Raw genomic sequence first — 13160 nt, 5'->3', positions numbered from 1 at the left:
AGATTGCATGAAGAGCGCGTCTTTACCCTTTCTTCAGCTTGCGGTGGTTTAATACTGACCATGAAGATACTGCTGATTGAAGACGATATGGACCTGGGCAACGGCGTGCGGATCGCCTTGCGCGACCAGGGCATGCAAGTGGTCTGGGTGCGCAGCCTCGAGGATGCGGCGCGCAGCATCGAGCACGACAGTTGCGAGCTGGTGCTGCTGGACCTGGGCTTGCCCGATGGCGATGGCCTCGATTTGCTGGCCCGGCTGCGCGCGGCTCGCCTGCCCGTGCTGATCCTCAGCGCCCGCGACACGCTGGAACAGCGCTTGCGCGGCCTGGACGGCGGCGCCGACGATTACCTGGTCAAGCCCTTCGTGCTGGCCGAGCTGCTGTCGCGCGTGCGCGCGCTGGCGCGCCGCAGCTATGGCTTTGACGGCGACACCATTGAGTTGCGCGGCCTGCTGCTGCAGGTACCCACGCGCCGTGTCAGCGTGCATGGCCGGCCTGTGGAACTTACCGCCAGTGAATATGCGCTGCTGAAGACCTTGCTGATGCGCGCCAACCGGGTCATCACGCGCCGCGTGCTGGAAGAACATATCCTGCCCGGCGGGCTGGCCAATGCCAGCAATACCCTCGATGTGCACATGGGCAACCTGCGCCGCAAGATAGGCGAAGGGTATATCCGTACCGTGCGCGGCGTCGGCTATGTCATCGACCAGCAGGGCGAACCTTCCACCGCGCCAGGTGCTGGCGCATGATGGGGCGTTTCTGGGCCATGCTGCGCCGGCCTACCCTGGTGCGCCGCCTGATGATGGCGCAAATGCTGATGCTGACCATGGTGTGGAGCCTGGCCGTGGCGTATGTGATGGTCGAGGGGGCGGACGAAGCGAGCAATGTGAGCCGCGGCGTCCTGCACGCCATTATCAGCGTGGCCGATAACCTGGCTGAGCAGCCGCAGCGCCAGGAACAAAGCTTGCGCGCCATCGACGAAGCCTTGCGCGAAGAGTTTGAAACGGGACAGGTGCCGGAACTGGCGCCGCGCATCCTGGTCTGGCGCGAAGGCAAGCTGGTCTACAAGTCGCCCGATGCGCCCAGCGGTATCCGCAGCGCCGGCCCGGAGCAGATGGAAGTGGTGTACATCAAGGGCCAGGCCTGGCGCAGCCGCAGCCTGGCCGAGGGCAACACGCGCGTGACGGTGCTGGAAGCGGGAGGCGCATGGCAATTGTTCATCACGATCAATTCACGCGGTTACTACCTGCTGCCGTTGCTGATCAGTCTGCCGTTCCTGCTGGTGCCGGCCTGGCTCTCGATCCGCCTTGCCATGCGACCGTGGCGCAAGCTGGCGCAGGAGGTGGCGGCGCGCGGGCCGCAGGATTTGCGGCCGCTGGCGTTCAAGCCGCCGCATGGCGAACTGGCGGCACTGGTCGACAATATCAATGCACTGCTGCAGCGGGTCGACGCCAGCGCCGCGCGCGAACGCAGCTTCATCGCCGATGCCACGCATGAGCTGCGCACGCCTCTGGCTGCCATGCGCGTGAATGTCGAGGCCTTGCAGGGCCAGGTACATGATGCGCGCCAGCAAGAGCTGCTGGACGGTATCTTGAATAGCGGCAACCGGGCCGCGCGCCTGGTGGGCCAGCTGCTGCAGCTGACGCGCAGCGAAGTGCAGGCGGGCGCGGGCGAGTTGCCGCGGCGGCAGGCGCTCGATACCTTGCTGCAAGACCGCCTGGCGGCCCTGTCCGGACTGGCCCAGGCGGGCGATATCGAGCTTGAGTTGCAAGCCAGCGTCTCGCTCAGCGTGCCAGGACAGCGCGAGAGCCTCGTTTCGCTGATCGACAACCTGGTGGAAAACGCCATCAAGTACAGCCCGCGCGGCAGCAGCGTGACGGTGTCGCTGCATGCGGAACGAGGCCAGGCCGTGTTGCATGTGGCGGACCAGGGACCGGGCATCGCGCCGGCGCTGTATGAGCGCGTGTTCGACCGCTTTTTCCGCGCCCCGCAGCAGGTGCAGCCAGGCAGTGGCCTGGGCTTGTCCATCGTCGCTTCCGTCGTGCGCCAGCATGGCGGCACGATTCAGCTGCACAGCGGTAACGGCGGCCTGGGCTTGCTGGTGGAGGTGCGCTTGCCCTTGGCCGTGGCCTGATTGCGTTGACGGGTCTTGCGATATTGCATGAAAATTATTTCATGTGCATATAACGCAAGATGGCATGGCGTGGCGCACGCTTGCGATGCATAATGCGGGACAGTTAAAAAAACACCGTTATGCGTCCATTCCTGTCCCGCTACCTGCCGTATCCCGTCTTTGTCGGCCTGTATCTGCTGTTTGACTGGGCCACGTATATCGACCCGATGTACGGGCTGAACATTACCCCGTGGAATCCCGATCCCGCGCTGGGCCTCGTGTTTTGGCTGATCCATGGCCGCAAGGCGGCGCTGCCATGGTTCATCGCCCTGGTGGCCGGCGAGGTGCTGGTGCGCGGCATGCCGGCAGGCCTGCCCCTGACCTTGCTCTGTTCGGCGTGGCTGGTGCTCGGCTATGGTGGAATCGGCGCAGTCCTGCGCCGCAGTTTCAGCAGCAGCGACATCTTTGACAACCGGCGCCGCCTGAGCGCCTGGGTCCTCATCGTGCTGCTGGGCACCGCGCTCAATGCGCTCGGCTATATTTCATTGCTGTCGCTCACGGGGCGCATACCGGCCGGTGAATGGGGCACGGCCGTCTGGCGTTTCGGCATCGGCGACACGGTCGGCATGCTGGTGTCGATGCCGCTGATCTGGGTGCTGTTCAGCGAGCGCGGGCGTGAGCGCCTGCATGCCGCCGTCTGGCGCTGGGAAACCCTGGCTTACCTGGCCCTGGCCAGCTTCGTGCTGTGGAGCCTCTTCGGCTCCATCGTGCGTTCCGAATACAAGCATTTCTACTTCCTGTTTCTTCCCGTGATCTGGGCCGCCTCGCGCCAGGGCTTGCATGGCGCCATGCTGGCCGTGTTTGTATTGCAGCTATGCATCATCACCCTGGTGAAATGGACGCATGCCGTCGATATCCAGTTTTATGAATTGCAGTTGCTCGACGCCGTGCTGGCGCTGGTGGGCTTTTTTATCGGTATCGTCGTCGATGAAATGCGGCAAGTGGCCGACGAACTGAAACACACGCTGCGCCTGGCCGCCGCCGGCGAAATGGCGGCCGCCCTGGCGCACGAGCTGAACCAGCCGCTGACGGCCTTGTCGACCTATGGCAAGGCGTGTGAATACCTGCTGGAACGGGGCGAGAGCGGCGCCTTGCTGCAAGGCGCCATCGGGCACATGATCGTCGAATCGGGACGGGCTGCGGACGTGGTGCGCCGCCTGCGCGACTTTTTCCGCACGGGCGCGATGCAGCTCGAGGCGGTGCGGGCGAGTGAGCTGATCGAGGGCCTGGCACGCCAGTTCACGCCGCTGTTCCATGAACACGGTATCGAGCTGGCGCTGGCGCCGCCGTCGCCGCTGGCCGTCAACGCGGACCGCCTGCAAATCGAACTGGTATTGCGTAACCTGCTGGCCAATGCACAGGATGCGGTGATGGGCCAGCCGCGCGGCCAGCGCCGCATCACGGTCTCGGCCGAGCCGCTAGAGGGCGGCCGGCTGCGCCTGTCCGTGGAAGATAGCGGGCCCGGCATTTCCAGCAGCCTGGCCGCGCGCCTGTTCGAACCGTTCGTTTCGACCAAGGCCAGCGGCCTGGGGCTGGGCCTGGTGCTCAGCCGCAGCATCGTCGAAGCGCATGGCGGCCAGCTCTGGGCCGAAGTGGGCAAGCATGGCATGTTTCGTTTTATCCTGCCCTTGGCGCACGCCAGTGCAGGCACTACGGGAGAGTATGGTGACAAGTAATTTGACGGTGTTTATCGTGGACGACGATCCCGCCGTGCGCGATGCGCTGGGTTTGCTGTTGGGCATACGCGGCTACCGCACGGCCCTGTTTTCCTGCGGCGAGGATTTCCTGCACAGCTGGCGGCCCGAGTGGGCCGGCTGTCTGCTGATCGATATCCGCATGTCGGGCATGGATGGCCTGAGCCTGCAGCGCCGCTTGCTGGAGCGCAGATGCCTGCTGCCCATCATCATCATCACGGGGCACGGCGACGTGGCGCTGGCACGCCAGGCCTTCAAGGCGCAAGCCAGCGATTTCCTGGAAAAACCATTTGATCACGACAAGCTGCTGGCCGCCATCGATGAAGCGTTTTCGCACGAGGCGCATGCGCGCGGCCAGTTGCAGCGCCAGGTGGACGGGCTGGCCTTGCTGCGCGCCTTGACGCCGCGCGAGCGCGAAGTGATGCAACTGGTGGTAACGGGCCAGCACAACCGCGATATCGCCCCGGCGCTGGGGATTTCCGTGCGCACAGTGGAAGTGCACAAGGCGCGCCTGATGGACAAGCTGGGCGTCGATAATGTGGCCGACCTGGTGCGCATCAGTATGCTGGGCACCGGTTAGCCGCTGAAGCGTTCTCTAGGCGATGGTCTGCAATACCTGATCGCTTGAAATCGCCTTGACCCAGTCGCTGCGCCGTGCCACCGTGATGACGGTGCTGTTGGCGCTGTCGAAGGGAGCCCATTCGGGATTCTTCTTGCGCATCAATGCCACCACGGGCACATGCACGGCGTTCGCCAGATGCATGATCGATGTTTCCACCGAAATAATCAGGTCGCATTGCGCCAGCATGGCCGGCAGCTGGAAAAAATTGTCGACGGCACTGAAGGCTTGCGTGCGCGGCAAGTTGTGCGCCTGCACGACGGCATTCACCTTGGCCAATTCCTGCGGCATGGCATTGATCAGGAAGCAGGCATTTTTCCACTTCGGCATTGCTTGCATGCGCGCGATCAGCTCGGCAATGCGTTCCAGGGGCCAGCCACGCTTGTGCGACTTGGCAAACGGATTCAAGAGCACGAGCGGACCCTGGCGCGGGGCAAAGCCCCAGCTGGCCAGTTGCTCCTGCGCCTGCTGCAGCGCTTGCTCGGGAATGTGCACGAAGGGATAGCGTTCGGCCACGGGAATGTCGAGTCCCGTCAATTGATGGAACCAGTCCGCATACACGCTGCTGATATGGTGTTCGCCGGCATCCTGTCCCGCATACGAGGCCAGCACGGCATCGATCTTGCGGTACGCCAGATAATGCCAGGGGCGAAGCGGACTGAACGGCTTGCGCGTACCGATCACGAGCCCGTGTGGGCTGATTGCGCGGGCAAGGTCCGCATATTGCTGCGGCCGTACGTGGGCCAGCGACACGACCACAGGATAGTGCTCCGCCTTGGCTTCGCGCAGTGACTCTTCGTACAGCGCGGGGCTGTAGGTCTTGCGGTATACCTTGGAAAACAGGCCCGACTGTTCGACCCAGTCGTACAGCGAATAGGTGCGCAAGCTTTCCCATTGTTTGGCGTCGGACGTGCGCCGTACTTCGTCGACCCACAGATGGATCTGGATATGCGGGTAAGCCGCGGCAAAGGCGCGGAAACCGTTTTGCAGGTAGGTAAAGTCTCCCAGCGCCAGATGGGCGATGAACAGAATTTTCTCCGACTTTTGTAGAAGTTCGGCGGGAATCAAAGGCGTCATGTATCAGTACGATTTCAGGTATTCATTCGATGGTGTCATACCACTTGCTGGGAAAATTGCAGGCGATGCAGATTGGCATACGCGCCGTTGGCATCCAATAATTGCTGGTGACTGCCGGTTTCCATTATTTTCCCATGTGACAATACCACGATACGGTCCGCACGTTCAATTGTTGATAGCCGATGAGCAATAACTAAGGTGGTTTTTCCTTGCATAAGGTGCTCCAGTGCCGCTTGCACGGCCCGTTCCGCCTCCGTATCCAGTGCCGAGGTGGCTTCATCGAGGATCAGGATGGGCGCATCCTTGTAGATCGCGCGGGCGATGGCCACGCGCTGGCGCTGGCCGCCGGACAGGCGCGAACCGTTATCGCCCAGGCGCGTTTCCAGGCCGTCGGGCAAACCGTCGATGACGTCCGACAGAAAGGCGGCCGCGGCGGCCGCTTCGACGCGCTGCCGGTCCGGGGCCGCATCGCCATACGCGATGTTGGCGGCCAGGGTATCGTCGAACAACACCACCTGCTGGCTGACCATGGCGATCTGGCTGCGCAGGCTAGTCAGGGCGATGGTATCGATATTCTGTCCATCGAGCAAGATTTCACCGCTGCTGGCCGAGTAAAAGCCGGGCAGGAGGCTGACCAGCGTCGATTTGCCGCCGCCGGACATGCCCACAAAGGCGACCGTTTGTCCGGGCGCGATACTCAGGTCGATATGTTGCAGGGCCGGCTCCGGATGTCCGGGGTAGGCGAAGCTCACGTCCTTGAACTCGATGCGGCCGTTGCTGCGGCCAGCGAGCGGCTTGCCGCCCGTGCGTTCCGGTGTCTTGTCGATCAGCTGGAAGACTTCCTCGGCGGCGGCCATGCCGCGCTGCAGGGGGCCGTTGACTTCGGCCAGCTGCTTCAAGGGCGTCAGCAGCATCAGCATGGCCGTGATGAAGGAAACGAAGCCGCCGACCGTGATTTGCCCCTGTTCCGACTGGAACAGGGCCATCACGATGACCAGGGCCACGGCCGCGGCCGTGATTACCTGCGTGATGGGCACGGTGGCGGAAAAGGTCGTCGTCATGCGCATGCTGTAGCGGCGCAATTGTTCGGCGCGTTCTTCGAAACGGGCTTTCTCGTAGGTCTGGCCGCCGAAGATCTTGATCACTTGCTGGGCGCGCGTGGTTTCCTCGATGACCTGGGTCAGCTCGGCATTGACGGCCAGCGAGTCGCGGTTGAGTTTTTTCAGGCGCTTGCCCGTCGTGCGCACGACGATGGTCAGCACGGGCAGCAGCACCAGGGTCACCAGGGTCAGTGCCCAGTTCAGGTACAGCAGCCACGCCAGCAGGCCCAGCACCGTGAGCGAGGAGCGTACGATCGAAGTAAACACCTTGGTCACCATCTCGATGATCTGCTGCACTTCAAACATGATGGAGTTGATGACTTTGCCCACCGTGTGCGTGTTGTAGAAGTCGATGGGCAAGTTCAGCATGCTGGCAAACATCCGGCTCCGCAATTCGTTGAGGATGCGCGTGGAGACATAGCTCATCAGGTAGCTGCTGGCAAACGTCGAGGCGCCGCGCATGGCAAAGATGCCGATGACGATCAACGGCACGAGCCAGAAGGAAAAACTCACCTTGCCGCCAAAACCATTGTCGAGCAGCAACTTGAGCGCATACGGCAGCAGCGGCTCCGTGGCCGCCGTGACGACCATCGCCAACAGGGCCAGGGCCAGGTGTTTCTTATAGGGCGCGTGCAGCGCGGTGAGGCGCTTCAGGTCGGGCGTGAGCATCGATATGGTTCCTTGCAGGGACAGCAAAAACGGTCAGGCGGAAAACAAGTTCAAGCGGTGCGCTCTTGCTGGCGCAGCATGGCCCACAGTATCACCATCGGAAAGACCAGCATGATGATGCCGATATTCAGGGTAAGCGAGCTCGTCGTCAGACCAAAGATTATGTAGCTAGTGCACAGCACCACGCCGGCCAGTGCATAAGGCTGGGCTGCGGGGACACTCTGGCGCAGGGCGCGGGCAAACAGGGCCAAAGGAACGAGGAAGAGTACCAGCAGTGTCAGCAGACCGGTGATGCCACGCTTGACCAGCGCGTCAATATAGTCGTTATGGGCATTGGTATACTCGCCGACGCCCTTGCTCATCTTGCCTTCGTCCACCAGCACCTGTTTTTGTGAAAGGTAGCCAGTACGGCCGATGCCCAACAATATGTTTTGTGACGACATATCCAGCGCGGTGCGCCACATCTCGATCCGTTGGCCCACCGACGTATCGACATTGCCGGTATCTTCAAATTTTTCCAGTTCGGATACAGCGATGGCTGCGCGCTGGTGTATCGGCGAATGCGGCATGTTGTAGGCGGCTACGATCAAGCCGACCAGCAGCGTTAGCGTAATAATAAAATAACGCTTCCCATGAATTCTGGCATGCTGTAGCGCCAAAATAATCAGGCAGACCGGCATGGCAATCCAGCCACCACGGCTGCCGCTCAGAATAGAACCGAAGATTCCGGCCAGGCAACCGGCCAACAACAGGAGAATCCATGCGAGCCGCTGACGCTGCGTGCGGGCCCATTCCAGGCCGCATAGTGACATCAAGCCAAATAACATGCTGACATTACCGTAATGGATGGGATTGCTTGTTGCCGCTTGCGGGCGGATGGGGATATTTGGATGGAACTGATGGAAGGCCAGCGCCGCGCCCGCGATAGCACCGATTGCCAAACCGCTCCACCAAGCCTCTGGCCGCGGCGGATACGCAATCAGCAGCAGCAGCACGGGCACCGCCAGCAATGCCCGCAATGGCATGTCGAGTTCGCGTGCCGGATCGCTGTGGTACAGCATATTGGCGGTAAAGATGGCGAAGTACAGCAGCAGTGTGCCCAGCAGCAGATAATCGCGGCGCTGCAGGTTCAGACGGGGGCGTTTCCACAGCAGCCAGCTGCTGGCCAGCAGCAGCACCAGCGCGCCAAGGGAATATCCGCTGTTGACAGCCAGCGCCAATGCCGAAAAGAGAAAAACACAAACAGAGGTCAGGCCGAGCATAATATCCTTGGTAACGCACGTGTCGCCATTATGGCAACTGTAGCAACATAAAGTAGGCGTCATTGTAATCGAAGGTGACTGCAAAAACGCCCGCGGGGGAATTTGCTCTTCGATAACTATTTAAGCAGTCTCAAGGGGAAGAATGAAAAAAACCATGGTTTTTAGCCATGGTTTTTTTGTAAGCAATGGTAACTTGCTGTTATTTTGCTAAGGTCGCAAGACCTGTCATACGTCTCAGGCGGTGGCTGGCACGCGCGTGGCGACGCCGGTGGCGATGGCCGCTTGCGATACGGCAGGCGCGACCCAGCTGCGCAGACGTTCGTCGAACGGCGACGGGATCAGTTGCAGCGGCGTCAGGGCGCTGCTCTCGTGGCCCGGCAGCGGCTCCTTGGCCAGCGCGGCGATGGCGCGCACGCAGGCCAGCTTCATTTCTTCGTTGATGGTGGTGGCGCCCACGTCGAGCGCGCCGCGGAAGATGTACGGGAAGCACAGCACGTTGTTGATCTGGTTCGGGTAATCCGAGCGGCCCGTGGCGACGATGGCGTCGTCGCGCACGGCGTGCACTTTTTCCGGGGCGATTTCCGGATGCGGATTGGCCAGGGCGAAGATCAACGGCTTGGCGGCCATCGATTCGACCATTTGCGCGCTGACCACGCCGCCCTTCGAGACGCCGATGAAGATGTCGGCGCCGGCCATGGCTTCGGCCAGGTCGCGGTCGCTCGTGTCGTTCGCGTAGCGCGCCTTGTTCTCTTCCATATTGGCATCGCGGCCCGGGTAGATCACGCCCTGGCTGTCGCACACTTTCAGCAGCGACTTGTTCAGGCCCAGCGAGACGAGCAGGTCCAGGCAGGCGATCGAAGCCGCGCCCGCGCCCGACACGGCTACCTTGACGTTGCCGATATCCTTGCCCACCAGTTCCAGGCCATTCAGGATGCCGGCCGCGACGATGATGGCCGTGCCGTGCTGGTCGTCGTGGAAGACGGGAATGTTCATGCGCTTGCGCAATTGCTGTTCGATGTAGAAGCAGTCTGGCGCCTTGATGTCTTCCAGGTTGATGCCGCCGAAGGTCGGCTCCATGCGCACCACGGTGTCGATGAACAGGTCGGGATCGTTCTCGGCCAGTTCGATGTCGAACACGTCGACGTCGGCGAACTGCTTGAACAGGCAAGCCTTGCCTTCCATGACCGGTTTGCTGGCCAGCGGACCGATATCGCCCAGGCCCAGCACGGCCGTGCCGTTGGTGATCACGGCCACCAGGTTGCTGCGCGATGTGTAGATACCGGCCGTGCGCGGATCTTCCACGATGGCTTCGCAGGCGAAGGCCACGCCCGGCGAGTACGCCAGGGTCAGGGCGCGGGCGTCGCCCAGCGGTTTGGTGGGCGTCACGGAAATCTTGCCTGCGCGGGGTTCCGCGTGATAGGCGAGGGCGGCTTCTTTCAGGTTGAAGGTTTCGCCGTTCTGTTCGGCGTGCTTGCTGTGCGAAGTAGACATAGGAATTCTGGGAAGGGCATGCATGGCCCGAGTGGTAAGTCCGAGCCATGGTATGCAAGCGTTTGCACGCTGTCAAGGCTGGATTGTACTTAAGCGTAACAAAACCGCTTTGGCCAGCGGCATTATTTCAATGCAAGCGTTTGCTCGGTTTTTGACGGAATGGGCATTTTTTGCGATAAAATCACGGTATTGCGATCCGGGAAGCCCATGACAAACAAGAACCCCACCTTAAGTGACGTTGCGCGGGCCAGCGGCGTACACTTTTCCACCGTATCGCGCGTGATGAACCCGGCAACGCGGCAAATGGTCAGCGCCGAGGTGGCCGCGCGCGTGCTGGCCGAGGCGGGCCGGCTCGGTTACCGGCCCAACCGCGCCGCCTCCACCTTGGTTACGCGCAAGTCGCGCATCATCGGCGTGGTCTTGCCCGACATTACCAACGCGGTTTTCCCACCGATTCTGCTGGGCATCGAAGAAGGCTTGCGCAAGCATGGCTACCTGGCCATCGTCGCCAATGTGGGCGCCGACGAGGAAGAACAGCTGTTCGTCATCAATCGCCTGCTGGGGCAGCAGGTCGATGGCCTGATCCTGGCCACGGCGCGCCGCGACGATCCCGTCATCAAGATGTGCATCGACCAGAATGTGCCTGTCGTGACTGTCAACCGCAGCGATGAAAACGGCGTGGCGTCCTGCGTCGTCAGCGACGACGTGGTCGGCATGCGCCTGGCCGTCGAGCACTTGCTGGCGCTGGGCCACCGTCATATCGCGCACATCGCGGGCCCGGAAAACTTGTCCACCGGCCACGTGCGCCGCCTCGGTTTCCTGGCCGCCATCCAGGCCAGCGAACTCGCTCCCTCGCAAGCGTTCGTCTTTGAAAGCAGCGGCTATTCGCGCGAATGCGGCAAGGAAGCGTTGCTGGAACTGCTGCGCCATTCGCCGCAAACGACGGCCGTGGTGACGGGCAGCGACCTGGTGGCCCTCGGTTGCTACGACGCCATCCGCGAACTGGGCTTGAGCTGCCCCGAAGATATTTCCGTCGTGGGCCACAACGACATGCCCTACATGGACATGATCCGTCCGCCCCTGACCACCATCCGCATCCGCCATCACGGCATCGGTACGGAAGCGGCCCGGTTGATCCTGCAAACGATAGCCTCGCCCGATTCCCCGGTGCTTGACGTGCGCCTGAAACCCGAACTGGTGGTGCGCGAATCGACGGCCGCGCCGCGCGCCTGACACCTTCTTGCCCTTCTTTCTGCCGAGTATGTTTAAATCTTGATATTGATAATGATCAAGGCAACGCCATGCAGACGAGAGCCAAGCAAGCACAGCAGGGAGGCCGCTGATGCCGAAGAACTTCGGCATGTCCGGCAACGCTTGGCGTTATGCGCTGGACAGCGACTATGGCTATTGTTCGCCCTTGCTCGACGGCATAGAGTTTGAAAACGAGTGGGTCACCATCCGCGAATCGGCGATCCGCATCTGCGCCGGCTATGCCTGGGATGGCTGTTCGCCCTGTATCAGCGTGTTCGGCCTGTTTTATGTGGGCACGCCCGATGGCGCGCAGCACCTGGGCTTGCCGGCGACCTATCATGCCAGCCTCGTACATGACGTGCTGTGCCAGTGGCGCGCCGACATTCCCGTCACCCGCGCGCAGTCGATCGCCATTTTCCAGCAGTTGCTCAGGGAGGTGCGCTTCCCCCTGGCGGGACTGTATGCGGGCGCCGTCTTCCTGTTCGGGCCACGGCGCGGCTTCATGCGGCCTGTCGCGCGCACCGCGGTGGCCGCCCCGCACCCGCCAGGCGGAACATTAAAGCGGCGCTAACGCCGCCGCCGATGCGCCATGATGTTAAACTGGCGCCCCTCATCGTTTCTCTTGCCCTCTACCGCCATGACCAAAACCAACACGCCTTCCCCAAAACGCCGCGAAGAGGGCGTCGCCAAGCTGACCGTCAATCCCTTCCTCGACGCCGAGTTTTACGCACGCATGCGCGACTACACGGAGCGCGATGCAGCCATCATCAAGGAATTGAAGGCGATCGCCGAGATCCGCGCCGGTAACAAGCAGCCCGATCCCCGCCTGGCGCCATCGTTGCAAGCACTGCGCGATACCGTCAAGAAAGGTTTGACCTTTGGCGAGATGCTCGACCGCATGGCGGCCGGCAAGGAAAAAGGCTTGTGGGAACCATGGATGACGACCTTCGGTATCGAGATCCGCGCCGTCAACTACGGCGCCGGCCCGCGCAATGCCTGCCTGGTGCTGGACTTGGCCGCGAATGCCCCCGCGCACGCCATGTTCGCCAAGGCCGGCATTCAGAACTGGCGCAGCCTGGCCGCCGACGACTGCTCCGTCGTGCGCTCGGAAAAAGCCACGGAAACGACGCCCTTGAAAGTGTATGCCGTGTTTTACCTGGATCCGCTGCCGGCCTGAACCAGTAGCCCTATCGCCAACGCAATCAGCATCACGCCCGACAGCCGTTCCAGCAACGGCAGCGCGCGGGCAAAGCGCTGCCGCAGGACGCTGCTGCCGATGGCCAGCGCCACCGCCATATCCCACGCCAGCACGGCAAAGACCATCCACGCGCCATACGCCGCCATCGCAGCGGGGCTCGTTTGCCTGGCGGCCAGCACGGTGGCCAGGCTGACGTAGAACAGCGCATTCTTCGGATTCAGGATGGCGGAAACAAACCCCACCACCATACCGCCGCGCCAGCGCGCCTTGCCGGTGGCGGGCGCGGCTTCCAGGCTGCTCTTGCCCGCATGGCGCAGGAACAGCCAGCCCAGATACAGCAGATAGGCGCATCCCGCCAGCCGCACCACCATGAATGCCGTACTGCCCGCCTTCAGGACCGACAGTCCGCCAAACGCCGCCACGATAAACACGGCATTGGCCACGGTAATGCCCACGCACGTGCCGGCGGCGGCGCGCCAGCCGAGGGCCAGCGAGGTGCGCGCGATCAGGAAAAAATCGGGGCCGGGCGACAGCAAGGACAGAAAGTGGGCGGCGGCGATGAAGAGGAAATCCTGCATGGGAGTTGGCTCGGGCAATGGCGAAGCGCGAGTATGCAGGGGCAGGCGGC

Annotated in this window: 11 protein-coding genes and 1 pseudogene; 7 read left to right on the top strand and 5 right to left on the bottom strand. The window is 62.3% G+C overall.

What is annotated here, in order from left to right:
- Positions 1 to 60: 60 nt before the first annotated feature.
- The 4 genes from KO538_RS06510 (at position 61) to KO538_RS06495 (ending at position 4445) form a co-directional block, all read left to right on the top strand.
- Positions 61 to 747 carry a response regulator gene (locus KO538_RS06510; protein WP_034747063.1) on the top strand — a complete coding sequence of 229 codons (687 nt, stop codon included), beginning with the start codon at positions 61 to 63 and terminating at the stop codon, positions 745 to 747.
- Positions 744 to 2132, top strand: coding sequence for a HAMP domain-containing sensor histidine kinase (locus KO538_RS06505; RefSeq protein WP_219327812.1), 1389 nt, complete (start codon positions 744 to 746; stop codon positions 2130 to 2132). The genes KO538_RS06510 and KO538_RS06505 overlap by 4 nt, the downstream gene beginning before the upstream one ends.
- Before the next feature lie 119 nt (positions 2133 to 2251).
- Entirely contained in the window at positions 2252 to 3847 is a 1596-nt protein-coding gene (locus KO538_RS06500; protein ID WP_219327811.1) for an ATP-binding protein, read from the top strand.
- On the top strand, positions 3834 to 4445 hold the full coding sequence (locus KO538_RS06495; RefSeq protein ID WP_034747069.1) for a response regulator transcription factor: 612 nt from the start codon (positions 3834 to 3836) through the stop codon (positions 4443 to 4445). The genes KO538_RS06500 and KO538_RS06495 overlap by 14 nt, the downstream gene beginning before the upstream one ends.
- A 15-nt stretch (positions 4446 to 4460) precedes the next feature.
- On the opposite strand, the gene KO538_RS06490 is transcribed toward KO538_RS06495, so the two are convergent.
- The 4 genes and pseudogenes from KO538_RS06490 to KO538_RS06475 all read right to left on the bottom strand — a co-directional run.
- Positions 4461 to 5561 carry a glycosyltransferase family 9 protein gene (locus KO538_RS06490; protein ID WP_070301322.1) on the bottom strand — a complete coding sequence of 367 codons (1101 nt, stop codon included), beginning with the start codon at positions 5559 to 5561 and terminating at the stop codon, positions 4461 to 4463.
- A 35-nt stretch (positions 5562 to 5596) separates the two neighbouring features.
- Entirely contained in the window at positions 5597 to 7330 is a 1734-nt protein-coding gene (gene msbA, locus KO538_RS06485) for a lipid A export permease/ATP-binding protein MsbA (protein ID WP_072455687.1), read from the bottom strand.
- A 50-nt stretch (positions 7331 to 7380) separates the two neighbouring features.
- On the bottom strand, positions 7381 to 8592 hold the full coding sequence (locus tag KO538_RS06480; RefSeq protein WP_219327810.1) for an O-antigen ligase: 1212 nt from the start codon (positions 8590 to 8592) through the stop codon (positions 7381 to 7383).
- A 252-nt stretch (positions 8593 to 8844) separates the two neighbouring features.
- Positions 8845 to 10083: pseudogene (locus tag KO538_RS06475) on the bottom strand (malic enzyme-like NAD(P)-binding protein); the annotation flags it as partial.
- Between the two features lie 207 nt (positions 10084 to 10290).
- On the opposite strand from KO538_RS06475, the gene KO538_RS06470 reads away from it, so the two are divergent.
- From KO538_RS06470 to KO538_RS06460, 3 genes are all read left to right on the top strand, one after another.
- Complete coding sequence (locus tag KO538_RS06470) at positions 10291 to 11316, top strand: LacI family DNA-binding transcriptional regulator (protein WP_219327808.1); 1026 nt, start codon at positions 10291 to 10293, stop codon at positions 11314 to 11316.
- Between the two features lie 109 nt (positions 11317 to 11425).
- A complete protein-coding gene (locus KO538_RS06465; RefSeq protein ID WP_219327807.1) occupies positions 11426 to 11905 on the top strand; it encodes a hypothetical protein in 480 nt (159 codons plus the stop codon).
- Between the two features lie 66 nt (positions 11906 to 11971).
- The gene (locus tag KO538_RS06460) at positions 11972 to 12511 is read left to right on the top strand and encodes a hypothetical protein (protein ID WP_230518487.1); all 540 of its coding nucleotides are present in this window, start codon (positions 11972 to 11974) and stop codon (positions 12509 to 12511) included.
- Here KO538_RS06460 and KO538_RS06455 read toward each other — a convergent pair.
- Entirely contained in the window at positions 12487 to 13110 is a 624-nt protein-coding gene (locus tag KO538_RS06455) for a LysE family translocator (protein ID WP_219327806.1), read from the bottom strand. The two genes, KO538_RS06460 and KO538_RS06455, sit on opposite strands and share 25 nt — an antisense overlap.
- Positions 13111 to 13160: the final 50 nt, after the last annotated feature.

Source organism: Janthinobacterium sp. NKUCC08_JDC (genome assembly GCF_019345575.1).
GTDB classification, from domain to species: Bacteria; Pseudomonadota; Gammaproteobacteria; order Burkholderiales; family Burkholderiaceae_D; genus Janthinobacterium; species Janthinobacterium aestuarii.
This window is presented reverse-complemented; position numbering and strand designations above follow the sequence as displayed.

Bases quoted from the DNA above. Each gene is read 5' to 3' on its own strand.
- KO538_RS06510 (WP_034747063.1), top strand. From the start codon at position 61: ATGAAGATACTGCTGATTGAAGACGATATGGACCTGGGCAACGGCGTG.
- KO538_RS06505 (WP_219327812.1), top strand. From the start codon at position 744: ATGATGGGGCGTTTCTGGGCCATGCTGCGCCGGCCTACCCTGGTGCGC.
- KO538_RS06500 (WP_219327811.1), top strand. From the start codon at position 2,252: ATGCGTCCATTCCTGTCCCGCTACCTGCCGTATCCCGTCTTTGTCGGC.
- KO538_RS06495 (WP_034747069.1), top strand. From the start codon at position 3,834: ATGGTGACAAGTAATTTGACGGTGTTTATCGTGGACGACGATCCCGCC.
- KO538_RS06490 (WP_070301322.1), bottom strand. From the start codon at position 5,561: ATGACGCCTTTGATTCCCGCCGAACTTCTACAAAAGTCGGAGAAAATT.
- msbA (WP_072455687.1), bottom strand. From the start codon at position 7,330: ATGCTCACGCCCGACCTGAAGCGCCTCACCGCGCTGCACGCGCCCTAT.
- KO538_RS06480 (WP_219327810.1), bottom strand. From the start codon at position 8,592: ATGCTCGGCCTGACCTCTGTTTGTGTTTTTCTCTTTTCGGCATTGGCG.
- KO538_RS06470 (WP_219327808.1), top strand. From the start codon at position 10,291: ATGACAAACAAGAACCCCACCTTAAGTGACGTTGCGCGGGCCAGCGGC.
- KO538_RS06465 (WP_219327807.1), top strand. From the start codon at position 11,426: ATGCCGAAGAACTTCGGCATGTCCGGCAACGCTTGGCGTTATGCGCTG.
- KO538_RS06460 (WP_230518487.1), top strand. From the start codon at position 11,972: ATGACCAAAACCAACACGCCTTCCCCAAAACGCCGCGAAGAGGGCGTC.
- KO538_RS06455 (WP_219327806.1), bottom strand. From the start codon at position 13,110: ATGCAGGATTTCCTCTTCATCGCCGCCGCCCACTTTCTGTCCTTGCTG.